This is a genomic window from Ochrobactrum sp. S1502_03 (genome assembly GCF_044435015.1).
Taxonomy (GTDB): domain Bacteria; phylum Pseudomonadota; class Alphaproteobacteria; order Rhizobiales; family Rhizobiaceae; genus Brucella; species Brucella chromiisoli.
This window is the reverse complement of record NZ_JAYEXN010000002.1, coordinates 256,963-280,921: the sequence shown is the minus strand read 5'-3', so window position 1 is coordinate 280,921 and position 23,959 is coordinate 256,963. Positions and strand designations below refer to the sequence as shown.

Sequence of the window (23,959 nt, the reverse complement as noted above, 5' to 3'; positions counted from 1 at the left end):
TGACGACGGCGCTACTCGATCGCCTGACCCACCGATGCCATATCCTGGAAACTGGAAACGACAGTTTCCGCTTCAAGGCCAGCGCGGCTGCAACAGAAACTAAGAGAGGAGAAAAACCCAATCCCTTGACCAAACCATGATCTGAAAAACATACTCGAAGGTGGCTCAATTCTCGGTGAAAAAACCGGCTCAGTTCCGCGTGAAAACCAACAGCAGAACCTTCCGCACAACCTTGCGCGAAACGCCCAGTTCCCGACAGATCGCTTTGATCGATTTGCCCTGCACATGAGCAAGACGCCGTATCTTCGAAATAGTCTCCACAATAAGCATCCAATAGAAAACCTCCGATTGAAATCGAAGGTCATGTTACCCTTTAAATAAGGGGTCCCGTTTGGATGCCGATAACCCCTCAAATGGGGTCCTTATTCCATGCTTAATGACATTCAACTGAGCCATCAAGTCTAACAGTCAGGACTGGTTCCGGCACCTTGTGCCACGCCACTTCTCGCATCCCCGCTGGGATATGAGTGATACGCACGCGAGAGGCTGGATAGCTGGCGGTCACGTCAAAGGGGGCCGCTTCCGGATGCACTGATCTCTTAGTGGTTGGCAAATCAATCTCATCAAAATGAGATTCACCGTCTGGCGAGGCGTAGATGCGTAGGCACTTCATTGAGGATGTCCTTTCAGAAGATGGAGCAACCGACAAAGGTGTATCTGTCACATGGCAAAAGTGACACTCTCACGCAATATGGATACACGCAATGACCCTAAAGGGACTACTGTTATTCTGCCGCTTTTATATGCGCCAGCACCTTTTCACTGCGTGCTATAACTTCTGGGGCGCGGATACAAGATTAAGTGTGAGGTCAGGCTGAAGCGCGACTTTTCGGTTTGAGCTTACGCAAAACGATGTCTGTTTGCGAAGAGTTTCTGCCGAAAGACTTCTGCAGGTGTTTTGTACCCTAAACATTTGCGCGGTGTATTGTTGAGGCGATGACAAATGAATGCGAGATCTCGATCACTGAGGGTAAGCGGGTCAAGGTCTCGGGGAAGCCAGCGTCTTGTGCGTCTGTTGGTGTTTTCAACGGTGCCTTTCTGCCAGGGTGATTGCGGATCACAGAACCAGATTTGCGACCCTATCCCATTCTGCAGATAAGCCCATTCCGTGAACTCAGTACCACGATCAAACGTAATCGATCGGCGGGCCATTTGGGGCAGGGGCTGAAGTGCTCTAATCACACCTTCCATCAACGGCTTTGATTGACGATCATTATTGCGCAACAAAACCGTAAAGCGGCTCACCCGCTCAACCAGGGACGTCACATTGGCGTTGCCAAACCTCTTGCGAAACTGGATAGTGTCGCCCTCCCAATGGCCGAACTGCTTGCGCTTGGCAACCATGTCCGGACGATAAAGGATGCTCAGTTCTGGGGGAAAGCGGCGTCCATGATGACGCCGGGCATGACGTGGGCGTCGTTTGGCGCGACGTTCCGGCAGATATTTCCAAAGCTCTTCTTTTCGACCGTCGGTGGAATACACAAACTGATAGATCGTTTCATGACTGACAGAGATGGGATGCCGCTCCAACCGCATTCTCCCGGCAATCTGTTGCGGTGACCATCCATCGCTGATGTGATCGATCACGGACTGCCGGAGCTCATCATACCGGATGAGCTTGCGTTGCTTCGAACGCCGTTCGCGGGATTTCTGGTCAGCAATCGTGCAGTAATAGCCGTTTAAATCCTTGACCTCATCATCGTTAAACTGATTGCGCTTAAGTTCACGAAAAATCGTCGAGCGGTGCCTTCCAAGCTTCTCAGCAATAACGTCAACGGAAAGCTTTGCAGCGCGCCAGCGGGCTATTCTACGGCGTTCATTCAGATCAAGATGCGAATAGGTACGGTCCATGACGAGTTCCTTGCATTGGATAACTCATTGTTATCATTTACAAGTCGCACTTCAAACTAGAACCCACCAAGCTACAAGATTAAATCGCATAAGATAGGTTATGGAACTAGTAGCAGTGTCATAAAGTGAGATTTGATTTGCCACAAGAGCACGAAACATCCGTGCCGACTGCGCCCGATATATGAAGCGCTGTTTGCCAGCGCCAAATCTCGCCCGGACATCGCATCACAGGTTAGTTTTCCACAGCGTGATGGCAATGATCAAAACTTAGGCGAATTATTTTCCTCTTGAGTAAGTCGTGGTGGTCGCGCGTTGCCCAAAAACACCAAATATGTGGGGTTTTCTTTTTATCATCAGATATGAAATGCTACGTTTCGCTTGCTAAATTAAACACCAGCGTACTGGTTTTTTGCGATCTAAATTAGCATTTAAGCTGGGAATAAAGTTGATTATTCAGCAAGTTGATAACTTCTCTTGCAAGAGAAAATCTTATCCATAAGATGCATGGCATTTCGAATATTACTCAGGAGGAGTTCTTCGTGTTCCGCAAAACCTTACTGACAGGCGTATGCCTCGCCGTGCTTATGGGTGCAGCTTCCGCTGAAGTTGTTCTGAACCGTGGCAATGACACCGATCCGGCAACGCTTGATCATCATCGAACGTCCTCGGTTTCTGAAAGTAATGTCCTGCGTGACCTTTATGACGGATTGACGATCCAGAATGCCAATGGGGAGGCTGTTCCGGGAGTTGCGAAATCATGGGATATTTCCGATGATGGTCTGGTTTACACCTTCCATCTTCGCGACGATGCAAAATGGTCAAATGGCGATCCAGTGACGGCTGAAGACTTCAACTTTGCTTTTCACCGTCTGATGGACCCTAAGACTGCTGCCGGCTATGCCAGCATGTTGTTCGTGATTAAAAATGCTGAAGATGTTGCCAGCGGCAAAAAGCCCGGCGATGAACTTGGTGTTGAAGCGGTTGATGATCACACGCTGAAGGTGACACTGAACTCCCCTGCTCCATATTTCCTTGAGCTTCTGACGCATCAAACGAGCTTTCCGCTCCATAAGAAGAGCGTTGAAGAGAATGGCGACAAGTTTACGACACCGGGCAAGATGGTGACAAATGGCGCTTATCAGCTGATCAGCTTCACGCCGAATGACAAGATCGTCATGAAGAAGAACCCGAATTACTACGAAGCGGATCAGGTCAAGATCGACACCATCAACTGGATTCCGTTCGAAGATCGCGCCAGCTGCATGCGCCGTTTTGAGGCCAAGGAAGTTCAGGTCTGCTCGGACGTTCCAGCCGAACAAATGGATTATGTGAAGAAGAACCTCGCCAGCGAATTCCGTATGGCACCTTATCTCGGCGTTTATTATCTGCCTGTCAAAGGCAAGACCGCCGACAGCAAGCTGAAAGACCCACGCGTTCGTCAGGCTATTTCCATGGCAATTGATCGTGACTTCATTGCTGATCAGGTTTGGCAGGGCACTATGCTTCCGGGCTATTCGCTGGTTCCTCCGGGTATCAACCATTACGTCAAGGATGCGCCGAAGCTCGACTATTCCGACGACATGCTGGATCGTGAAGACAAGGCAAAAGAGCTTTTGAAAGAAGCGGGCGTTGAGCCGAATACGCTTTCGATTGAATTGCTCTACAACACGTCGGAAAACAATAAAAATACGATGGCAGCAATTGCTGACCAGCTCAGCAATATCGGCATCAAGGCATCGTTGAACGAAACAGAAGGCGCAACCTACTTCAACTTCCTGCGTGAAGATGGCCCGTTCGATATTGCCCGTGCCGGCTGGATCGGTGACTATAACGACCCGCAGAATTTCCTCTATATTGCTCAGAGCGATGTCAGCTTCAATTATTCCAAGGTGAAAAACCCGGAATATGATGCGAAGATGGCTGAAGCGGCCAAGATTCTTGACCTTGATGCACGCGCAAAGGTGCTGGCTGAAGCCGAGCAGCTCAAGCTCGACGATATGAGCAATATTCCAATCCTTTATTATTCTTCCCGCGCGCTCGTTTCTGACAAGCTCGACGGCTGGAACGATAATCTTATGGACAGCCACAAGACCCGCTGGCTCTCGTTCAAACAATAAATTTTCAGTTTGGGCTGCGCCTTCGGGCGCGGCCTTCTTTTTCTTTCGACCTGGGAGGGTCGGAGGGCCCCTCTTTTCATGGGGCAGATATTTTTAAAGCTTTATGGGAGTTTTCGATGGTTCGCGGAATTTTATTGGCAGGCGTTTGCCTGATTTCGCTCGGCAGCGCCGCGTCTGCTGCAATTGTGCTTAACCGTGGCAATGATATGGATCCTTCGACTTTGGATCAGCAACTCATAACAACAGTTCAGGAAAATCGTGTTTTAATAGATCTTTATGAGGGTTTGGTCGCGCAGGACAGCAATGGCAGAGCAATACCCGGTGCCGCAACATCATGGGAAATTTCGCCCGATGGCCTCACCTACACGTTTCATATGCGTGAAAATGCCAAATCGTCAAACGGCGATCCCGTAACGGCAGGTGATTTCGAGTTTTCTTTTCGCCGTCTGATGGACCCCAAAACGGCTGCAGGCTATGCCAGCATCTTTTATTCAATCAAGAACGCCGAGCAAGTTGCTACCGGTCATGCCGATGTCGATCAGCTCGGCGTGAAAGCGCTAGATGACAAAACGCTCCAGATCACGCTGAACGCCCCTACTCCGTATTTTATTCAATTGCTGACGCATAACACCGCATTGCCGGTCAATCCAAAAGCCGTAAAGGAATTTGGAGCAAAGTTTAGCCAGCCGGGCCATATGATCAGCAATGGCGCTTATCAGCTTGTCAGCTTCAATCCCAACGACAAGATCGTCATGAAGAAAAATCCCTATTATTGGGATGCCGACCATGTTCAGATCGATCAGGTAAACTGGATGCCGTTTCAGGATCGCTCCAGTTGCATGCGTCGTTTCGAGGCAAAAGAAGTCGATATCTGCTCTGATGTTGCTGCCGAGCAAATGGATTATGTGAAAGCCAATTTTGGTACCGCTTTCCGTCAGGCCCCCTTGCTTGGCATCTATTATATCGACATCAAAGGTGAGCCTTCCAGCAAGTTGCGCGATCCGCGCGTCAGGCAAGCTATTGGCATGACGATTGATCGCGATTTTCTGGCACAGGAAGTGTGGCGCGGAACAATGCTGCCAGCTCACTCAATGGTGCCTCCTGGCATCAACAATTACGTCAAAAATGGGCCGCAACTCAGTTACGCGAAAACGGACATCCTTGATCGGGAAGACGAGGCAAAAAAACTGCTTGAAGAAGCGGGTGTCACGCCGGGAAGCCTATCGGTAGTGCTAAAATATAGCACATCGGAAAACCATAAGAACACCATGGCGGCCATTGCCGACATGCTTAAGGATATCGGCATCAGCGCTACGCTCGACGAGGCCGATGGTACGACTTATTTTAATTATCTTGAGCAGAAAGGCATGTTCGATATCGCGCGTGATGGCTGGGTTGGTGACTACAACGATCCAAACTCGTTCCTCTCACTCTTCACGACCGACAGTTTCTTCAATTATGCGCAATGGTCGAACAAGGACTATGACGCGCTCATGAAGAAATCGGCCATCACAACAGATTTAGGCGAGCGAGCCAAAATCCTTGCCGATGCGGAGAATATTTTGCTTCAGCAAGGGGCTTCTATTCCTCTGCTGTATTATTCATCTACGGCGTTGGTTGCCGACAAAGTCAAAGGCTACGACAACAACCTGATCAATTCGCATGCCACACGCTGGCTATCGATAAGAGGCTAAATAAAAACAACGCCCTTAATGGGATTTGCCGGGCTGCACGCGTGGCTCGGCAAAGAAGGGAAAATAAAAATGCTGGGCTACACGCTCCGACGATTGGGTAGTGCAATACCAACTATCTTTATCATCGTCACACTGACTTTCTTTCTTATCCGGCTTGCGCCGGGCGGCCCGTTCGATCTTGAACGCCCGATTGATCCCTTGATCCTCGAAAACCTCAAAAAAGCCTATAATATGGATGCGCCGCTCTGGCAGCAGTACCTTATTTATCTTGGCAATCTTGTGCAGGGGGATTTGGGCCCGAGCTTCACGCGACGTGACTTTACCGTGAATGACCTGTTTGCGTCTGGTCTTCCAGTATCGGTCATGCTTGGTTCGCTCGGTCTCATTCTGGCTGCCATTCTTGGCACCTTTCTGGGCACGATGGCAGCACTGAGACAGAACTCAAGCATTGACTATTTCGTTGTGGCATTAGCCACTTTCGGTATTACAACGCCTAATTTCGTCGTTGCCCCTCTTCTAAGCCTGCTTTTTGGTGTTATTCTTGGATGGGTTCCGGCTGGTGGCTGGTCGTCGGCCAATGTCCTCTATTGGATATTGCCGGTTCTGACATTGGCGCTGCCGCAGGTTGGCGTTATTGCTCGTCTTGTACGCGGTGCAACCATTGAGGCGTTGCGCGCCAATCACGTCCGTACAGCACGTGCTTATGGCCTTCCGGCACGTGTGGTGGTTGGTGTCCATGCTTTGCGTGCGGCCATGTTGCCCGCCGTATCTTATCTTGGGCCGACGGCTGCCGGTTTGCTCACCGGCTCTGTTGTGGTCGAAACCATTTTCGGCATTCCCGGCATTGGACGTTATTTTGTACAGGGCGCTCTGAGCCGCGATTATACCCTCGTCATGGGCACGGTTGTCGTCATCTCGATTTTTGTTGTGGTGTTCAACCTGATCGTCGATCTTCTTTATGCATGGCTTGATCCGAGGGTACGCTATGACTGATTTTACAGCAGCAGTAGAAACCGAAAAACTCGGCTCTATCCAAGGCCGTTCACTCTGGCAGGATGCATGGCTTCGTCTTCGCAAGAACAAAGCGGCGGTTACGAGCGCCGTCGTGCTGATCGTTCTTGCACTTGTAGGCATCTTCGGACCGATGGTCAGCCCACATCCCTATGATAAAATTTACCCGCAATTTGTGCGTGTGGCTCCAAGTCTTGAAGCCTATCCGCGCGCGGATACAATTATGCCCGGACTGGAGCGCGAACTTGCGCGTGCAAGGCTTCAGCCTACCGGTGAACCGGAACTGACCGGCAACAGTGTCGTTGTCGATTTCACAGCGCAGCGCCCAACTGATGAGCGTGTACTGCGTTATTTCCAACGCTCCGATCTGTTCAGCAATCCGAAGATTGAACTTGCAAGCGATGGTCTTTCGGGCAAGCTGACGCTCAATGTGGCGCGCAATTATTTTGTGCTCGGGACGGATAATCTTGGCCGCGATTTGATGACGCGCATTTTTATTGGTGTGCGTATTTCGCTTGCCATTGGACTGCTCGCTTCGGCAATGGCGCTGGTGCTTGGCGTCGGTTATGGTGCGATTTCGGGGTATCTCGGCGGTCGTATCGATAATGTCATGATGCGGCTTGTCGACATTCTCTATTCGCTTCCATTCATTTTCTTCGTGATATTGCTGCTTGTCTTCTTTGGGCGATCGATCTTCATCATCTTTATCGCTATCGGCGCGACAGAGTGGCTGGATATGGCGCGTATCGTGCGTGGGCAAACGCTTAGTCTCAAGCGGCAGGAGTTTGTGCAGGCAGCCGAAGCTTTGGGCGCAACACGGCGCGGCATCATTACGCGTCACATCATTCCCAATGCGCTCGGTCCGGTGATCGTCTTTGTTACATTGCTTGTTCCAAAGGCTATTCTGCTTGAAAGCCTACTCTCATTCCTTGGATTGGGTGTGCAAGATCCCCTCACCTCGCTCGGGCTTCTTATCTCGGAAGGTGCTCAGAACATGCGCGGCGCAAGCTGGCTTCTTATCTGGCCTGCCCTAACCCTCACCATCATACTGTTTGCGCTGAACTTCCTTGGCGACGGCCTGCGCGACAGCCTTGACCCGAAGGATCGCTGAGATGACAAAAGAAACTATTCTGAGCGTTCGCGATCTGCGTGTAACCTTCGATACACATGATGGCCCGGTCGATGCCGTGCGCGGCATCAATCTTGATGTTAAAGCTGGCGAAACAATCGCAATCGTCGGTGAATCCGGTTCCGGCAAGAGCCAGACCACCATGGCGATGATGGGGCTTCTGGCTCAGAACGGCAGAGCGAGCGGACAGGCGCTTTATCGCGGTCAGGACCTGATCGGAATGCCTCATCGCGCGCTTAACAAAATTCGTGGTGCGAAGATTACCATGATCTTTCAGGAGCCGATGACCTCGCTCGATCCACTGTATCGGATCGGCGATCAGCTGGCAGAGCCACTGCGTTATCACGGCGGTATGAGCAAAAAGCAGGCACGCCCACGCATCCTTGAACTGTTGAAACTGGTCGGTATTCCCGAACCGGAACGCCGTATCGACAGCTATCCCTATGAGCTTTCTGGTGGCCAGCGCCAGCGTGTTATGATCGCCATGGCGCTTGCCAATGAGCCGGATATCCTCATTGCAGATGAGCCGACAACGGCATTGGATGTTACCATTCAAGCGCAGATTCTCGATCTGCTGGCCGACTTGCAGAAGCGTCTCGGTATGGCCGTGGTGTTTATCACGCATGATCTGGGCATCGTTCGCCGCTTTGCCGACCGTGTTTATGTGATGCGGTCTGGCGAAGTGGTGGAAACCAACCCGACCGAGCAGCTTTTCGCAGCGCCGGAGCATCCTTACACCAAGATGCTTCTTGATGCAGAACCAGAAGGCGAAAAACAGTCGCCCCCTGCTGAAGCACCCGTCTTGATCCGTGCCGACAATGTGAAGGTAAACTTCCTTATCAATAAGCCATGGATTGGGGCGCCCACCTATATGACCGCAGTGAACGATGTTTCGCTGACATTGAAGGAAGGGCAGACCATCGGCATCGTGGGTGAATCCGGTTCTGGTAAATCCACGCTTGGACGCGCGATCCTGCGCCTTCTCTGCTCCGAGGGGCGGATTGCCTATCTTGGTAAGGAGCTGCCGACCGACCCGCAAGCCATGCGGCCAAAGCGGCGCGAGTTGCAACTGGTGTTTCAGGATCCGTTCGGTTCGTTAAGTCCTCGCATGACTGTGGGTCGGATCATCACCGAAGGACTTCTGATCCACGAGCCAAACCTTTCCGCCAAAGAACGCGACCGCCGTGCACAGGAAGCGCTTCGTGAAGTTGGCATGGACCCTATCATGCGCAATCGCTACCCGCACGAGTTCTCTGGCGGCCAGCGCCAGCGTATCGCCATTGCACGCACAATGATCCTGAAGCCAAAGGTGATCGTGCTTGATGAGCCGACAAGTGCACTGGATCGTTCTGTCCAAAAGCAGATTGTGACGCTCCTGCGTGATCTGCAGAAGGAACACGGCCTTTCCTATCTCTTCATCAGCCATGACATGGCAGTGGTTCGCGCAGTGTCGGATTATGTAATCGTGATGAAGAACGGAAAGATTGTCGAACAGGGCGATACAGAACAGGTTTTCGATAATCCGCATGAGGATTATACGAAGGCTCTCATGGCCGCAGCGCTGAGCGAAGAGCGGTTTGGTACAAACGACTAAATTAAATAAAAACGGGGCTTTAGCCCCGTTTTCTTATAAAGTGATATAAATCTAAAATACCAAAGACCGATGGGCGGAAACGCCAGCCGAATTGCTCAGCGAGCGGGCTGTTTAGGCGATTGGATGGTCCAATGAATAATGCGTCAGCTTGCAACAGGCGACCGTCAGCAAGTTCGATCTCGGAGATGGATGTTCCCTCACCTCTTATGCCTGCGACTGGTTTTGCTTCAATAGTGACGCCGCGCTTTTCCAGTTCTGCCAAAGTTGCGGCATCAGGCTCTTCACCGCCGTTCAGATAGAATGTGGTCGGTCCCCATTCGGAGATAAGCATGGCTTGATGAGACGACATTGGCGATAGGTTCAACACGCCGAGTTTTTTGCCGCTAAACTCGTAGCCATGGCAATAGGGGCAATGAATAACCGATTTGCCCCAACGTTCAGCCAACCCCGTTAAATCTGGCAAAACGTCAGAAATGCCGAAGGCGAAGATCAGTCTGCGCCCACTGACGACTTCGCCTGTATCCAGTTCAATCGAGAAGTCATCAATCTGCCCGGTTCCGTTTACAGCTTTCCCCTCCGTTACTCTTACAGCCGGATAGGCTTTAACCTGCTCTTTTGCCGTTTCGAGCATCGCTGCCGGGCTGCTTCCATCCTGAGCGAAGAAACCATGTGAATGTTCGGCAAAGCGGTTGCGTGGTTTGCCTGCATCGATCACGTGAACCGAGCGTCTGCCGCGCGCCACATAGGTTGCCGCCGAAAGTCCGGCAAAGCTGCCACCGATAATAATCACATCATGATGCGTCATGGGCTGTCTCTAAGTCGAAAGTTGCGCCGCGTTCAATCGCGCGCTGATGAAAATCTGCGCTCAACATGGCGAGTGTCACTTCGCCAAAACGTTTCAATAAAAGCTCTTCTGCATCGTTGAACGCCTTGTTGAGCGAAGCGTTGACGGCCTGCTCGACGAGGCAACCCGGCATTTCCGTGCGATTGCTTATCGCAAGCAGCGATGGTTTGCCGATGGCGTTGTAAACGTCATGCAGCGTGACTTTGCTAAGATCGCAAGCGATCTCCCATCCACCACCATGACCTTTTTCGGAGCGCACGTAACCCTGCTCTCGCAGACCGCTCATGACCCGACGAACGACAACGGGATTGGTGCCCATCGCTTTTGCGAGGACTTCGGAGGTCACGGGCTTATTATACTCAGCCATGTGAAGGAGAACGTGGAGGACGCCCGAAAGTTTGCTATCTTTTTTCATGTAACTTTACATGTTACGAGTCTTTAGCTCTGTCAAGAGAGGCTATAATATGAAAGCAGTTTTCGGGACATTCTTGTGCGGCTTTGTGTTAGAATGGCCTTATGATTGATCTGTTTTCCCAGCTCGAAACTCGAGAAAAGCTTGCCGACGGCGCCGTTCTTTTGCGGGGATTTGCGCGCGCAAACGAAGCCAAGATTCTCAACGCCATGCAAGATGTTGAGAATGATGCGTCTTTTCGGAATATGACAACGCCCGGTGGTTTTCGCATGTCGGTCGCTATGACAAATTGTGGTGCTTTTGGCTGGGTGACAGACCGCAAGGGATATCGTTACAGCGCCATTGATCCTGAAACAGAAAAGCCGTGGCCTTCTATGCCGGAGGCATTTCGTGACCTAGCAGAACGCGCGTCAGCAGAAGCCGGTTATTTTGATTTTTCACCCGATGCCTGTCTCATCAATCGTTATGAACCCGGTGCAAAAATGTCTTTGCATCAGGATAAGGACGAGAAGGATTTCACCAATCCGATTGTTTCTGTATCACTCGGATTGCCCGCGACGTTTCAATTCGGCGGATTGCAGCGCAGTGATCCGGTGCGCAAACTCGTGCTGCACCATGGCGATGTGGTCGTTTGGGGCGGACCATCAAGGCTCTTCTATCATGGTATCCTGCCATTGAAGGATGGCGAGCATCCGCAACTGGGTCGAAACCGCTTCAATCTTACATTCAGAAAAGCTAAATAGCTCCAATTATATGCTGGGAGTTTTTAACTCCCTAGGGCCAAGCAAAGATTTAATGCACAAAATAAACTCTACAAAACTTATAAAAAACAACGGCAAGTCGAAATTATTTAATAAAGTAATTTATAAAAAAGATGCCCGGATTTCATGGCTGAAATCCGGGCACTTTTGCATCAGTTGAGCGCCTTGTCTCGTGTTTCCACATTGATAAAGAAAGCAATGATACCGGCTAGAGCCAGCAGGCCTGCGAACATTGCGACAGCAATGTTAAAGCTTTGGCTGATGACCAGAGCAAGAGCCGAAGGTGCGAGCAAGCCACCAAGACGCGCCATGGCACCCGCCGCTCCCATACCGCTTGCGCGCAAGGCCGTTGGATAAAGCTCTGGAGTAAACGCGTAGAGCGCGCCCCAAGTGCCGAGCAGTGCAAAGCTCATGATCAGAAGTGACGCGCCGATCAGAACCGAATTGCCTGCAACTGTGAAGAGCACACAGGCCGCAGCGCTGATGAACAGGAAGGTGATGAGTGTCTTGCGCCGCCCCCAAGCTTCCACGCCATAAGCTGCGAGCGCATAACCCGGCAACTGCGCGAGAGCGATGATAACCAGAAAGCCGTAACCGCGCACGAAACCAAAACCGTCGCCAGCCAGTTTGGCCGGTATCCATGCGAAGACGCCATAATAGGATACAGAAACCAGAAACCATATCGCCAAGGTTGAGAGAGTGCGCTGGCGCAGATTTGGCGAAAGAAGCTTTTCATCCGTGACCAAAAGTGGCGCATCAAGCACCACTTTCGGGGACAGTTCCGGTTTGCCGTTCTTACGCAGTACGCGATTCATCACGGTTTTTGCTTCTTTGGCTTGGCCCATCTTGAGCAGATGCATTGGCGATTCTGGCACCCAAAAACGCAGCCAGATACCAATGAGAGCAGGAGCAGCCGTAACCACAAAAATGTAACGCCACGCATCAGCGACACCAGCAAGGCTCGCAGCCCATGCAGCCAGAGCAATGATGACCGTGCCAACAGCCCAAAAGCCTTCAAGCATAACCAGCCAGCGTCCACGATTTTTAGAGGGCAGAAATTCTGCCATCATCGCGTAATCGACGGGCAATGTGCCACCAACCGCAACGCCTGTGAGAAAGCGAAGGCCAAGCAGAATGGCAAAATTCGGAGAGAAAGCCGACAACAGACCAAAGACGGCATCGCAGCCAACCGTTATGAGCAACACACGACGGCGACCGTATTTGTCGGCCAGTTTGCCAAAAACTGCGGCACCAATCAGCATACCTAAGAAGAAGAGTGTGCCCGTCTGTAATGCTTGCGGAACGGTGAGCCCGAACGTCATGGCAATTGATGCCGCCGTAAAGCCAACGGCAAGCACCTGCATGGCATCGGCTGCCCAGACCAAACCAAAAACGCCCAAGAGATTACGCTGAAAAGGGCCGGTTCCAGCCTGATCGAGCGTTTGTTCGATAGTAATTTTCATGCCGCTTAGATCCCCTTGTCCGGCCGAAATTTCATAACGCTGCTTTTGCTGCGCCTCAGAACAACGCAAGTCAATGATGAATTCACGAATAGCACAGTACTTTTGCTTAAATTGAGCATAAGTATGTTTTAGTGTGGTTTTGATGCCACTGCTGGAAAGTGCTCAATAGGTGTTTCGCAAGTCATTCAAAGTGTCTATGACCGGTTCAAAACAAGGTAGGATATCAAAATGAAGCAGACAGCACGTGACTTTGGTATCATTTGCGGAAACATGCCAACCGGTGCAAAAAATGCGATTACTGATGTGCCGGGCGTGCTGGTGGGGCATCACACTTTATTCGAAGGTGATATTCATACGGGCGTCACCGCTATTGTGCCGCATGATGGTAACCTTTATCGGCGCAAGGTGCTGGCCGCGTGCGATGTCATCAATGGCTTTGGCAAAAGCATCGGATTGATGCAGGTCGGCGAGCTAGGCAATCTCGAAACGCCAATTCTTCTGACCAATACATTCGGTGTCGGCACTTGCGCCAATATGTTGATCCGACACGCTATCGAGAACAATCCAGATATTGGCCGGACCACGGCAACGGTGAATCCTGTTGTGCTTGAGTGTAATGATGGGCCTTTAAGCGATATTCAAGCGATGGCAATTACCGAGCATCACGCTTTAATGGCGCTTGAGAGCGCGGGGGCAGATGCTGAACAAGGCAATGTTGGCGCGGGTACCGGTATGACCTGCTTTGGCTTTAAAGGCGGTATCGGCAGCGCCTCGCGACGGATTAGACTTGATGACACTGAATTCCATCTTGGCATTTTGGCATTAACCAATTTTGGCCGTGCCGGCGACCTGATACTGCCTGACGGTCGGATGCCCTCGCCCAAAACCAAACCACAACCCGAAAAAGGGTCGGTTATCCTGATATTGGCAACCAATGTTCCATTAGAGCATCGTCAGCTCCAACGCGTTGTGAAACGTTGTGGTGCAGGCCTCGCGCGGCTTGGTGCATTCTGGGGCAACGGCAGTGGCGATATTGCACTTGGCTTCTCAACGGCTGTTACATTCGACCACGATGAGCCAAATGACCTCATTGCGTTCAGCGCCATTAACGAAAACCGGATTGATGTGCTGTTTCGCGCAGCAGCAGAAGCCGCACAGGAATCAGTTCTGAACTCCATGTGTGCTGCGGAAGCATTTATTGGCCGAGGCGGTAAAAGCCGCGCATCGCTGGCCGACTGGCTAAGATTCACTGAGTCTTGATGAAAAACGCCCGGCATGGCCCGGGCGCGTATGTTAGCAACTGGTAAATATGACAGGAATACCTGCAATTTATAACATTTAAGTTTAAACTTAATCCATATACCGCTGATAAATAAGGGTTTTATACGAAAAAACCATAACTTTAAAACACTGGCACCTTCAATTCAGCCTGAGAAAATTGTCGATTTTGAGCAAATTATGAAGGGGGTTGTTAACCTTCATTTTTTATTACTAAGGCTCATTCGGGCGACATATCTATGGTTCAGGTATCATGCGTAATTTAAGAGAAAATTTTCCCCAGACTGAAGGCAATCGTGCAGAGTCCGCTCCTGAGCAGAAGCCGCAGCGCGACCCGTTGGGAGCGCATTCGCCAAACTCCGACAGCACTTGGAAATCGTATTTTTCACTTGGTGAAAATGTACGCTTTACACGCACACCTGAGATTGATCTGGTTCGACGTCGCGGCGAAGATCTCCCAGATATTCATGGTCGCGCTAAAGCTGCGGTCGTCGAAGCTGCTCCAGCGCCTGTAGAGATTGCGAAAGTTGCTGAAGCTCAGCCCATGGCTGTTGCCGCCCTTCAGCAGTCGGTTTCGCAAAATATGGTCCGCACGCCCGTAGCACCCGTACCACCTATGCTGGCGACTGCCCCCGCAGAAATTATCGCACAGCCTGTGGCATCCGCACCTGTTGATAACGCCCCCGAAATTGCAGATGAACCTGCTGGCGATGTGACGGCAGCGATCTTGGCATTTGCAAATCTGTCAGATTTTGCCTTTTGGGAAAGCTTTGACTCTGCACCTGTTCAGCCTGTTTCAGTCATTACAGAAGTCGCAGCGCCAAAACGTGTAGCGCCGACTGTAGAATCGATCATCGCACAGTTTCGCACTGTTGAATGGAACAAGGCAAAACCACAGGAAGCGCCTGCTGCTGTCGTAGAACAGCCTGCTCCTGTTGTCGAAGCTGTTCAGCCGGTTCAGGTCGCTCCAGCGTCACAGCCCGTTGCCGCCCCCGTTTCAGAAGTGAAAGTTGAGGCGCCCGTGGTTGTAGAAGAAGCTGCCCCGCAGGCAACTGTTGAAGCCGCCGCTGATATCGCTGGCGAAGCAGTTGAAGTCGAAACCGTTTCTATCGTTGCTGAAGCAATGGAGCATGTCGTTGAAGACGTTGCAGCACCTGCGCCTGTCGCAGAAGCGCCCAAGCTCGAAACCCCTGTGAAGGCGCCCCCTCCGGTCGCTCTTTATCAGCCGCAGCCCCTCCCCCGCACGGAAACTGTTGTCATGCATGGCGACTATGAATTTCCGCCGCGTGATCTGTTACAGGAGCCACCTTCGCTGGATGGCAATGTCATCACGCAGGAAATGCTTGAGCGCAGCGCTGGCCTTCTCGAAAGCGTGCTGGAAGACTTCGGCGTACGCGGTGAAATCATCCATGTTCGCCCCGGCCCTGTCGTCACCCTTTATGAATTTGAACCGGCTCCCGGCGTTAAGTCGTCACGTGTGATTGGCCTTGCTGATGATATTGCCCGCTCCATGTCGGCACTCTCTGCACGCGTTGCCGTGGTTCCGGGTCGCAATGTCATTGGCATCGAATTGCCAAATGCCAACCGCGAAACCGTCTATCTGCGTGAAATGATCGACTCGCGCACGTTCGAATCTTCGAACTATCGCCTGCCGCTTTGCCTTGGCAAAGGCATTGGTGGTGAGCCGATCATCGCGGAACTTGCAAAGATGCCTCATCTGCTCGTTGCCGGCACCACCGGTTCGGGTAAGTCTGTTGCTATCAATACGATGATCCTGTCGCTGCTCTACCGCTTCAAGCCGGAAGAATGCCGCCTGATCATGGTTGATCCGAAGATGCTGGAACTCTCCATCTATGATGGCATTCCGCACTTGCTGACGCCGGTTGTAACCGATCCGAAGAAGGCGGTTGTCGCCTTGAAGTGGGCCGTGCGCGAAATGGAAGACCGCTATCGCAAGATGGCCCGTCTGGGCGTTCGCAACATCGAAGGCTTCAATCAGCGTGCAGCGTCTGCCAAGGGCAAGGGCGAAACCGTGATGTGCACGGTGCAGTCCGGCTTTGACAAGGAAACCGGCGAGCCTACTTACGTTCAGGAAGAACTCGACCTGACGCCAATGCCATATATCGTCGTGATTATCGACGAAATGGCCGACCTGATGATGGTTGCCGGCAAGGACATCGAAGGCGCTGTGCAGCGTCTTGCACAGATGGCGCGCGCCGCTGGTATCCACCTTATCATGGCAACGCAGCGTCCATCGGTCGACGTTATCACGGGTACGATCAAGGCCAATTTCCCGACCCGTATCTCGTTCCAGGTTACCTCGAAGATCGACAGCCGCACCATTCTCGGCGAAATGGGGGCCGAACAGCTTCTTGGTCAGGGCGACATGCTGCATATGGCTGGTGGTGGCCGTATCGTCCGCGTCCATGGCCCATTCGTGTCGGATGAAGAAGTCGAAAAGGTCGTTAATCATCTCAAAGAACAGGGACGCCCGGATTATCTGGCGACTGTGACGGAAGATGAAGAAGACGAAGATGCCGTACAGGACACAGCAGTCTTCGACGCTTCGGCCATGGGCTCGGAAGACGGCGATGATGTTTATGAGCAGGCTGTGAAAGTCGTCATGCGCGACAAGAAGTGCTCGACTTCGTATATTCAGCGTCGCCTCGGCATTGGTTACAACCGCGCGGCCTCACTTGTCGAGCGCATGGAACAGGAAGGCCTTGTCGGCGCGGCTAACCATGTCGGCAAGCGTGAAATCCTGACCGGCAACCGCGACTGATAGCAAAAGTTCAAATCTTAAAAGCCGGGTCGCGCGAGCGATCCGGCTTTTTATATGATAGTCAACGGCTTACGCATGGTTGTATTTGGTGCTTGTCAAGCTCGCCAATAAGGTTAATACTTCGTTCATTCGCACATTCTTGATCAACGGTTGGGGTAGCTCCGAAAGTGGTTGGCCCGCCCAAAAACAGGGAGAATGATCGATGAGAAGCATTATTATTGGCCCCGCTGCAAAAGACAGGCCAGTGACACAGCAGATGTTACAAAATGCGCAAACACAGATGTCAAAGCCTTCCGAAGACAAGACACAAGTATGCAATATTTTGAGGTTATCGAAGGGCGGTTACTCGCATCGCAGACGAAAAGCCCATAAAAGCGCTTAAATTATTACTATATCCAGAAGATAAGAGCGCCGTGTCCGGTCAGAGGGACACCGGCGCTATTTATTTATAGTTCAATCACATTCTTTTGCCCTTCTTACCCTTTATTGCGGCACGCATCTGGAGTATTTCAAACGCTGCTCCCCACCATCAGGATGTAACATGACAACGCCCGCCGAAGCTAACTCTACACCGCAAAAGAAGAAATCTCGTTTCTTCCTTGGCTTCATGGCTGTGATGGGGGTGCTGTTTTTTGCGCTGTTTCTCAGCCTCGGCATCTGGCAAGTGGAGCGCCTGCAGTGGAAGCTCGACCTGATTGCCCGCGTTGATGCGCGCGTTCATGCAGAACCGGTTGCTGCTCCAGGTAAGGACGACTGGGCCAATGTAAATCAGGCCGATGACGAATATCGGCATGTCACACTCACCGGCTCTTATCTCAATGACAAGGAAGTGCTGGTTCGTGCGCTGACCGAACGCGGTTCAGGATTTTGGGTGCTGACGCCGTTGCGTTCAGATGATGGTACTCTGACCTTCATCAATCGTGGTTTCATTCCGGATGCCAAGCGTGATCCGTCTTCACGCGTTGAGACGCAAATCGCTGGCGAAACAACCGTGACCGGGCTTCTGCGCATGCCGGAGCCGGATGGCTTCTTCCTGCGTCCCAACGACCCTGCCCGCAACGAGTGGAATTCGCGCGATGTCAAAGCTTTCGCCGAAAAGGAGGGCTTGGGGACAGTCGCACCATATTTCATTGATGCTGACGCTAAATCCAATCCCGGCAATGTGCCGATTGGTGGGCTGACGGTTGTTACCTTCCGTAACAACCATCTGTCTTATGCAATCACGTGGTTTGCGCTGGCCGCCATGATTGCCGGTGCCGCCATTTTCGTCTGGCGGCACGAGCGCAAACCAAAGAACTAAGCATGGAGGGCGTGGCCGAGTGCTTTCATGCTGGCCTCGGCAAAGCCTTCTCCAAGGGTCGGATGCGCATGGATCGTCCCTGCTATATCTTCAAGGCGTGCGCCTGTTTCAACGGCAAGCGCGAAGGCCGATGACAGCTCGGAAATCCCTACGCCAACAGCCTGAATGCCAAGTATCAGGTGGTTATCAGCGCGGGCGACAACCCGGATAAAGCCATCCTCGCGCTCGATAGTCATTGCGCGTCCATTGGCCTGAAACGGGAAAATTCCGGTCTGGATATTATGCCCTGCCTTGCGCGCTTCATCAGGAGATAGGCCGACTGTTACGATCTCAGGATCAGTAAAGCAGACTGCCGGGATGCAGCGCTTATCCCACGCCTGTTTGCCGCCCGCGATAATTTCAGCAACCATTTCACCCTGCGCAATCGCCCGATGTGCAAGCATGGGCTCGCCCGTTACATCGCCTATGGCATAAATACCGCGCATGGATGTTCGGCATTTATCATCAATGCGGATAAAGCGGCCGTCCATATCAAGCCGGATTTCGCTTAATCCCCAGCCATCGGTTTGCGGTTTACGACCAACCGTAACCAAAATCTTGTCAGCCGGAATGGTTTGTTTTCTGCCATCAGTCAGCAACACATCAAGTGCTTTACCATCGGCGGATAGACCTTTGGCAGACGTGTTCGTCAACACGTCTACACCGAGTGCTTTCAGCCGTGCCATGATCGGACGCGTCAACTCTGCATCATATTGCGGCAGGATGCGATCAGTGGCTTCAACGATGGTGACTTTCGCACCAAGCTTTGCAAAGGCTGTGCCTATTTCAAGCCCGATATAGCCACCGCCAACAATGGCAAGCTTTTCCGGTATTGGATCAAGTGAAAGCGCTTCCGTTGAAGAAATAACATTGCCGCCAAAAGGCAGAGACTGAATTTCAACCGGCACCGATCCTGTTGCGATCACGATGTTCTCGGCATGGATGGTCTGGCGACCCGTATCGGTATCGACCAGCACCGTTTTGCCATCCATAAAACGCGCCTGCCCCTGAAACATCCGGACATGGGAGCGTTTCAGAAGCCCTGCAACACCGCTGTTCAGGCGATTGACGATGCCATCTTTCCATTCAAGCGTCTTGGCAAAATCGATCTTCGGGCTTTCAGCGGTGATGCCAAGCGCGCCTTTAGACGCAAATGTCGTGAGACGATGAAACTCATCGGCCGCATGGATAACTGCTTTTGATGGTATGCAGCCGACATTGAGACAAGTACCACCCAGCCGCTTTTTCTCGACAAGTACAGTATCGATGCCGAGTTGCCCGGCACGGATACCGCAGACATAACCGCCGGGACCGCCACCGATGATCAAAAGTTTGCAGGAAATCTCACTCATCCGATCAGCCCTCTACAAAAATCATCGCAGGCGTTTCAAGCAGGCTTTTTAGCTTCTGCACGAAGACTGCCGCATCCCAGCCATCGATGACGCGATGGTCGAAGCTGCAGGAAAGGTTCATCATTTTGCGCGGCACAAATTGTGTGCCGTCCCACATCGGACGCACGGCAATCTTGTTGATGCCGACAATCGCCACTTCCGGCCGATTAATAATCGGCGTGGTTGCGATAGCGCCAAGTGGCCCCAATGATGTGATGGTTATGGTCGAGCCTGTCAGTTCTTCGCGCTTGGCTGTACCGTTGCGCGCTGCTTCCGTCACTCGGACAAGTTCCGAGGCGGCTGCAAATACAGACAGGCTTTCCGCATGACGCACCACCGGCACGATAAGACCGTTTGGCGTCTGTGTGGCAATACCCACATGCACACCGCCAAACTGGCGAATAATGTCTGATTCATCATCGAAATGTGCATTGAGTCCCGGCTGTTCTTTAACTGCCTTGACGATTGAACGGATAACGAATGGCAGCAGGGTCAGGCGCGGACGCCCTTCCTTTTTCTCGTTGTTAAGCCCCGTGCGAAGGTCTTCAAGCTGTGTCACATCCACTTCTTCAACGATAGTAATGTGCGGAATGTGGCGTTTTGCTTCGGCCATGCGCTCGGCAATTTTGCGCCGCAGACCGATGACTTTGATCTCGTTGATCGAGGTGTCTGCGACATAACCCGAGACAGCAGGTGCAGCACCGCTTTCAGTCTGAAAAAAGGCATCCAGATCTTCATGGGTGATACGGCCAGCGGGGCCACTGCCTTTGACACGTCGTAGATCAATGCCTGCATCACGTGCGCGCAACCGGACCGATGGTGTTGCCAGCGGTTTTTCACCTTCTGCGCGCACTGGCCCTGCTCCGGCGAAGGCCCGGCTTAAGCTTTCTTTTTTCTGTGCAGCAGGTTTAGGCGGAACGGGCGTCTGCAACAGGACAGGCGTTTCCACGCTGACGGGTTGCGGATCAGGTTCAGGTGCTTCCAATTGCTCCTCGCCGCTCCCACCTTCTATTTCGAGACGAACCAGTTCGGAGCCAACAGCAATTTTCTCGCCGATTTCACCATTCACCGCGATGACTTTACCGCTGCGCGAAGAAGGGATTTCGACTGTTGCCTTATCGGTCATCACAGCAGCCAGCAGATCATCCTCCCGGACAATGTCACCAACCTTTACATGCCATTCGACGAGTTCAGCCTCTGCAACGCCTTCGCCAACATCAGGAAGCTTGATTGCAAAATGAGCCATTTAAGCCTCCATGATTGAAACAAGTGCACGACCGACACGATCTGGCCCCGGAAAATAGGCCCATTCCTGCGCGTGTGGATATGGCGTATCCCACCCGGTCACGCGGATGATCGGTGCTTCGAGATGATAGAAGCATTCGCGCTGCACGAGTGCCGCAAGTTCAGCGCCGTAACCGCAGGTTAATGTTGCTTCATGAACAATCACGCAACGTCCGGTCTTCCTGACGGAAGCCATAATTGTTTCCGTATCAAGCGGGAGCAGCGTGCGCAGATCAATCACTTCGGCATCGACGCCAGTTTCCTCCGCCGCAGCCAGTGCCACATGAACCATCGTGCCGTAGGCCAAAACTGTCACACCGCTGCCTTCACGACGGATCGCGGCCTTGCCAAGCGGCACGGTATAATATCCCTCAGGCACTTCGCCCAACGCATGCTTTTTCCATGAAGTAACGGGCTTGTCGTGGTGGCCGTCAAAAGGTCCGTTATAAAGGCGCTTTGGCTCAAACATGATGACCGGATCGGGGTCTTCAATCGCGGCCAGCAACAGGCCCTTGGCATCCGCTGGCGTAGACGGCATAACGGTTTTGAGACCCGACACATGGGTGAAAAGCGCTTCGGGGCTTTGGCTGTGCGTCTGCCCGCCATAAATGCCGCCGCCTGATGGCATGCGGATAACGATGGGACAGGTAAATTCTCCGGCAGAACGATAACGAAGGCGTGCGGCTTCCGAAACAATCTGGTCATAGGCAGGATAGACATAGTCTGCGAATTGCACTTCGATGCAGGGGCGCAAGCCGTAAGCCGCCATGCCAATCGCAGTGCCGACAATACCAAGCTCGCTGATAGGTGCATCGAAGCAGCGTTCTTTGCCGTATTTCTTCTGCAAACCGGCCGTACAGCGGAAAACACCCCCGAAATAGCCAACGTCTTCGCCAAACACGACCACTTTCTGGTCGCGCTCCATGGCAATATCATGGGCGTTCTGGATCGCCTCAATCATCGTTAGCTTTGTCATGCGTTATTTCCTCCGCATTTCCGAACCGAAAACCGTTTCACACTTTTCCTGGAAATGCTCAAAACCCCGCCTCCTGACGCTGGCGAATAAGATGCGGCGGTGTTTCAGCATAAACATCTTCAAACATATCGCGCATAGACGGCTTGCGACCATCATGAAGGGTGCCGATCGCCTCTGCTTCGCGCTGTGCGCTGACGACGAGATCGAGAATTTCCGCTTCTGCCTGCTTGTGCCGTTCGTCAGACCACACGCCGCGCTGGATAAGGTGGTTTTTGAGCCGCAGCACAGGATCACCCAGCGGCCATGCATCGCTTTCGGCTTTTGGACGATAAGCGGATGGATCGTCAGAGGTCGAATGTCCGCCAGCACGGTAGGTGACATATTCAATGATGGTCGGACCAAGATTTCGGCGTGCGCGCTCGGTGGCCCATTTCGCAACCGCATGAACGGCAAGATAGTCGTTGCCATCGACGCGAAGTGACGGGATTCCAAAGCCATGTCCGCGTGCAGCAAAAGTGCCCGAACCACCGCGTGCAATGCCCTGAAATGTTGAGATTGCCCATTGGTTGTTGACGATATTCATCACCACCGGGGCTTTATAAGTCGACGCAAATACAAGGGCCGCATGGAAATCGCTTTCAGCCGTCGAGCCATCGCCAATCCATGCAGCGGCGATTTTTGTGTCATGGCTTATGGCGGACGCCATCGCCCAACCCACAGCTTGCGTATATTGCGTGGCAAGATTGCCGGAAATAGTAAAAAAGCCATGCTCTTTTGAAGAATACATGACAGGCAACTGGCGGCCCTTAAGCGGGTCCTGCTCATTGGAGAAAATCTGGTTCATCATGGTGACGAGCGGATAGTCGTCAGCGATGAGAAGCCCAGCCTGCCGATAAGTAGGGAAGTTCATGTCGCCCTTACGCAACGCCTTGCGAAACGCGCAACTGACTGCCTCTTCACCCAGATGCTGCATATAGAACGAGGTTTTTCCCTGCCGCTGCGCCATCATCATGCGGGCATCATAAGCACGCAGGATCATCATGTGCCGAAGGCCATCTTTCAGCTCATCATCGCTCAGCGTGCCAGCCCAGGGGCCGACCGCCTCGCCTTCCCGGTTGAGCACGCGGATAATGCTGAAAGCCAAATCACGCATGGCTTCCGGCTTTTCGTCTATCTCCGGGCGCCTGACGCTTCCTGCACGCGGAATTTTGACGTGCGAGAAATCCGGCGCATCGCCGGGCCTCCATTCAGGTTCAGGGACATGCAGAGAAAGTACGACATCATCACTCATGCAGGTGTTCCTCGCAAACGTGCACAAAATGTCGAACGGGAGACTTTCGGTTTTGTTCCAGCTGCTGGACTTAGCAACAGCCTGAAGCCAGTCCTGATCGGATCGGCTTCATTTCCTCCCATACGACGTGAAGCCGAGTTCCTCCTCCGATTTCACGTGTGTAAGGGTGGATCGGGTTTAAGAATAAAGCAAGATTATTCTTTCAGGAAAGCGCCACGAAAAAATCCAATGCGTCAATTCTGACAGCTATGGCGACATAAGCGATCATTCGAAATAAGCTTATAGGATTGTTTTTGAATACAAATTATATGAAAAGAATGAACCGGCAGTACGTAATATTATTACTTCGAATTGACCGAAGAGTCAGTACCTGTTGGTACGATTTCGGGTTTAATGGATCCGTTTGAAATTATCAAACCGCTCCATGAGGCATTTTGTCCACAGGAGCAAGCTGTCTTGAATTATGCAAAGCGCGCGGTCCAGTACAAAAAAAGCGGCCCGTTTTGGGGCCGCTTTCAATTTTAATGATGCTTGGTGCCTTCACGCGCCAGTGCGGCGGTTGGGTCTCCAGCGAGGCGTTTGCGCGCCCTGTCGTCCATTAACTCATACCACATGGCATTGAGAACGGCGAAAGCGGCTGCGAGTGGAAGGCCCAAAAGCCATGAAAAATACCACATCTTGC

20 protein-coding genes and 2 pseudogenes are annotated in these 23,959 nt (G+C 52.2%); 11 read left to right on the top strand and 11 right to left on the bottom strand.

Features of this window, described 5'->3' with window-relative positions:
• Window positions 1-140, top strand: a 140-nt coding sequence (locus tag VBH83_RS03485; RefSeq protein WP_396996394.1) for an ATP-binding protein, incomplete at its 5' end; no start/stop codon positions are given.
• Between the two features lie 73 nt (window positions 141-213).
• Here the strand turns inward: VBH83_RS03485 and VBH83_RS03480 are convergent.
• The 3 genes and pseudogenes from VBH83_RS03480 to VBH83_RS03470 all read right to left on the bottom strand — a co-directional run.
• A pseudogene (locus VBH83_RS03480) lies at window positions 214-330 on the bottom strand (IS21 family transposase); the annotation flags it as partial.
• Between the two features lie 112 nt (window positions 331-442).
• Window positions 443-673, bottom strand: a pseudogene (locus VBH83_RS03475) (hypothetical protein); the annotation flags it as partial.
• 227 nt (window positions 674-900) lie between these two features.
• Window positions 901-1,911: an IS30 family transposase gene (locus VBH83_RS03470; protein WP_396996382.1), complete on the bottom strand. Its 1,011-nt coding sequence runs from the start codon at window positions 1,909-1,911 to the stop codon at window positions 901-903.
• A 539-nt stretch (window positions 1,912-2,450) separates the two neighbouring features.
• On the opposite strand from VBH83_RS03470, the gene VBH83_RS03465 reads away from it, so the two are divergent.
• The 5 genes from VBH83_RS03465 (at window position 2,451) to VBH83_RS03445 (ending at window position 9,456) form a co-directional block, all read left to right on the top strand.
• Entirely contained in the window at window positions 2,451-4,028 is a 1,578-nt protein-coding gene (locus tag VBH83_RS03465; RefSeq protein WP_265984264.1) for a peptide ABC transporter substrate-binding protein, read from the top strand.
• Window positions 4,029-4,144: 116 nt separating this feature from the next.
• Window positions 4,145-5,722 (top strand): peptide ABC transporter substrate-binding protein, encoded by a 1,578-nt coding sequence (locus VBH83_RS03460; protein WP_396996379.1) that lies wholly within the window; start codon window positions 4,145-4,147, stop codon window positions 5,720-5,722.
• A gap of 69 nt (window positions 5,723-5,791) precedes the next feature.
• Window positions 5,792-6,715, top strand: a complete 924-nt coding sequence (locus tag VBH83_RS03455) for an ABC transporter permease subunit (protein WP_265984262.1) — start codon at window positions 5,792-5,794, stop codon at window positions 6,713-6,715.
• Entirely contained in the window at window positions 6,708-7,844 is a 1,137-nt protein-coding gene (locus VBH83_RS03450) for an ABC transporter permease (RefSeq protein WP_265984260.1), read from the top strand. The genes VBH83_RS03455 and VBH83_RS03450 overlap by 8 nt, the downstream gene beginning before the upstream one ends.
• A gap of 1 nt (window position 7,845) precedes the next feature.
• Window positions 7,846-9,456, top strand: coding sequence for an ABC transporter ATP-binding protein (locus VBH83_RS03445; protein ID WP_265984259.1), 1,611 nt, complete (start codon window positions 7,846-7,848; stop codon window positions 9,454-9,456).
• A gap of 19 nt (window positions 9,457-9,475) precedes the next feature.
• Here VBH83_RS03445 and VBH83_RS03440 read toward each other — a convergent pair whose 3' ends face one another.
• Both VBH83_RS03440 and VBH83_RS03435 read right to left on the bottom strand, forming a co-directional pair.
• Entirely contained in the window at window positions 9,476-10,261 is a 786-nt protein-coding gene (locus VBH83_RS03440; RefSeq protein WP_396996376.1) for an NAD(P)/FAD-dependent oxidoreductase, read from the bottom strand.
• Window positions 10,248-10,715 (bottom strand): Rrf2 family transcriptional regulator, encoded by a 468-nt coding sequence (locus VBH83_RS03435; protein WP_265984256.1) that lies wholly within the window; start codon window positions 10,713-10,715, stop codon window positions 10,248-10,250. The genes VBH83_RS03440 and VBH83_RS03435 overlap by 14 nt, the downstream gene beginning before the upstream one ends.
• Before the next feature lie 101 nt (window positions 10,716-10,816).
• Here VBH83_RS03435 and alkB point away from each other — a divergent pair, with 101 nt between their 5' ends.
• Window positions 10,817-11,455: a DNA oxidative demethylase AlkB gene (alkB, locus tag VBH83_RS03430; RefSeq protein ID WP_265984255.1), complete on the top strand. Its 639-nt coding sequence runs from the start codon at window positions 10,817-10,819 to the stop codon at window positions 11,453-11,455.
• A 170-nt stretch (window positions 11,456-11,625) separates the two neighbouring features.
• Here alkB and VBH83_RS03425 read toward each other — a convergent pair whose 3' ends face one another.
• Complete coding sequence (locus VBH83_RS03425) at window positions 11,626-12,936, bottom strand: MFS transporter (RefSeq protein ID WP_265984254.1); 1,311 nt, start codon at window positions 12,934-12,936, stop codon at window positions 11,626-11,628.
• A gap of 228 nt (window positions 12,937-13,164) precedes the next feature.
• Here VBH83_RS03425 and VBH83_RS03420 point away from each other — a divergent pair, with 228 nt between their 5' ends.
• From VBH83_RS03420 to VBH83_RS03405, 4 genes are all read left to right on the top strand, one after another.
• A complete protein-coding gene (locus VBH83_RS03420) occupies window positions 13,165-14,196 on the top strand; it encodes a P1 family peptidase (protein ID WP_265984253.1) in 1,032 nt (343 codons plus the stop codon).
• Between the two features lie 271 nt (window positions 14,197-14,467).
• Window positions 14,468-16,996 (top strand): DNA translocase FtsK, encoded by a 2,529-nt coding sequence (locus tag VBH83_RS03415; RefSeq protein ID WP_265984252.1) that lies wholly within the window; start codon window positions 14,468-14,470, stop codon window positions 16,994-16,996.
• A 202-nt stretch (window positions 16,997-17,198) separates the two neighbouring features.
• Window positions 17,199-17,378, top strand: coding sequence for a hypothetical protein (locus tag VBH83_RS03410; RefSeq protein WP_265984251.1), 180 nt, complete (start codon window positions 17,199-17,201; stop codon window positions 17,376-17,378).
• 159 nt (window positions 17,379-17,537) lie between these two features.
• The gene (locus VBH83_RS03405) at window positions 17,538-18,296 is read left to right on the top strand and encodes an SURF1 family protein (RefSeq protein ID WP_265984250.1); all 759 of its coding nucleotides are present in this window, start codon (window positions 17,538-17,540) and stop codon (window positions 18,294-18,296) included.
• On the opposite strand, the gene lpdA is transcribed toward VBH83_RS03405, so the two are convergent.
• From lpdA to cydX, 5 genes are all read right to left on the bottom strand, one after another.
• On the bottom strand, window positions 18,293-19,687 hold the full coding sequence (gene lpdA / locus VBH83_RS03400) for a dihydrolipoyl dehydrogenase (RefSeq protein ID WP_265984249.1): 1,395 nt from the start codon (window positions 19,685-19,687) through the stop codon (window positions 18,293-18,295). The two genes, VBH83_RS03405 and lpdA, sit on opposite strands and share 4 nt — an antisense overlap.
• Window positions 19,688-19,691: 4 nt before the next feature.
• Window positions 19,692-20,972, bottom strand: a complete 1,281-nt coding sequence (locus VBH83_RS03395; RefSeq protein WP_396996371.1) for a dihydrolipoamide acetyltransferase family protein — start codon at window positions 20,970-20,972, stop codon at window positions 19,692-19,694.
• On the bottom strand, window positions 20,973-21,986 hold the full coding sequence (locus VBH83_RS03390) for an alpha-ketoacid dehydrogenase subunit beta (protein ID WP_265984247.1): 1,014 nt from the start codon (window positions 21,984-21,986) through the stop codon (window positions 20,973-20,975). It lies immediately after the preceding gene.
• A 58-nt stretch (window positions 21,987-22,044) separates the two neighbouring features.
• Window positions 22,045-23,277 carry a 3-methyl-2-oxobutanoate dehydrogenase (2-methylpropanoyl-transferring) subunit alpha gene (locus tag VBH83_RS03385; protein WP_396996369.1) on the bottom strand — a complete coding sequence of 411 codons (1,233 nt, stop codon included), beginning with the start codon at window positions 23,275-23,277 and terminating at the stop codon, window positions 22,045-22,047.
• Between the two features lie 521 nt (window positions 23,278-23,798).
• Window positions 23,799-23,954 carry a cytochrome bd-I oxidase subunit CydX gene (cydX, locus tag VBH83_RS03380; protein WP_265984245.1) on the bottom strand — a complete coding sequence of 52 codons (156 nt, stop codon included), beginning with the start codon at window positions 23,952-23,954 and terminating at the stop codon, window positions 23,799-23,801.
• Between the last annotated feature and the right edge of the window lie 5 nt (window positions 23,955-23,959).

What these genes read in the sequence shown, in the direction of transcription:
- VBH83_RS03470 (WP_396996382.1), bottom strand. Translation starts at nt 1,911, where the DNA reads ATGGACCGTACCTATTCGCATCTTGATCTGAATGAACGCCGTAGAATA.
- VBH83_RS03460 (WP_396996379.1), top strand. Translation starts at nt 4,145, where the DNA reads ATGGTTCGCGGAATTTTATTGGCAGGCGTTTGCCTGATTTCGCTCGGC.
- VBH83_RS03455 (WP_265984262.1), top strand. Translation starts at nt 5,792, where the DNA reads ATGCTGGGCTACACGCTCCGACGATTGGGTAGTGCAATACCAACTATC.
- VBH83_RS03450 (WP_265984260.1), top strand. Translation starts at nt 6,708, where the DNA reads ATGACTGATTTTACAGCAGCAGTAGAAACCGAAAAACTCGGCTCTATC.
- VBH83_RS03445 (WP_265984259.1), top strand. Translation starts at nt 7,846, where the DNA reads ATGACAAAAGAAACTATTCTGAGCGTTCGCGATCTGCGTGTAACCTTC.
- VBH83_RS03440 (WP_396996376.1), bottom strand. Translation starts at nt 10,261, where the DNA reads ATGACGCATCATGATGTGATTATTATCGGTGGCAGCTTTGCCGGACTT.
- VBH83_RS03435 (WP_265984256.1), bottom strand. Translation starts at nt 10,715, where the DNA reads ATGAAAAAAGATAGCAAACTTTCGGGCGTCCTCCACGTTCTCCTTCAC.
- alkB (WP_265984255.1), top strand. Translation starts at nt 10,817, where the DNA reads ATGATTGATCTGTTTTCCCAGCTCGAAACTCGAGAAAAGCTTGCCGAC.
- VBH83_RS03425 (WP_265984254.1), bottom strand. Translation starts at nt 12,936, where the DNA reads ATGAAAATTACTATCGAACAAACGCTCGATCAGGCTGGAACCGGCCCT.
- VBH83_RS03420 (WP_265984253.1), top strand. Translation starts at nt 13,165, where the DNA reads ATGAAGCAGACAGCACGTGACTTTGGTATCATTTGCGGAAACATGCCA.
- VBH83_RS03415 (WP_265984252.1), top strand. Translation starts at nt 14,468, where the DNA reads ATGCGTAATTTAAGAGAAAATTTTCCCCAGACTGAAGGCAATCGTGCA.
- VBH83_RS03410 (WP_265984251.1), top strand. Translation starts at nt 17,199, where the DNA reads ATGAGAAGCATTATTATTGGCCCCGCTGCAAAAGACAGGCCAGTGACA.
- VBH83_RS03405 (WP_265984250.1), top strand. Translation starts at nt 17,538, where the DNA reads ATGACAACGCCCGCCGAAGCTAACTCTACACCGCAAAAGAAGAAATCT.
- lpdA (WP_265984249.1), bottom strand. Translation starts at nt 19,687, where the DNA reads ATGAGTGAGATTTCCTGCAAACTTTTGATCATCGGTGGCGGTCCCGGC.
- VBH83_RS03395 (WP_396996371.1), bottom strand. Translation starts at nt 20,972, where the DNA reads ATGGCTCATTTTGCAATCAAGCTTCCTGATGTTGGCGAAGGCGTTGCA.
- VBH83_RS03390 (WP_265984247.1), bottom strand. Translation starts at nt 21,986, where the DNA reads ATGACAAAGCTAACGATGATTGAGGCGATCCAGAACGCCCATGATATT.
- VBH83_RS03385 (WP_396996369.1), bottom strand. Translation starts at nt 23,277, where the DNA reads ATGAGTGATGATGTCGTACTTTCTCTGCATGTCCCTGAACCTGAATGG.
- cydX (WP_265984245.1), bottom strand. Translation starts at nt 23,954, where the DNA reads ATGTGGTATTTTTCATGGCTTTTGGGCCTTCCACTCGCAGCCGCTTTC.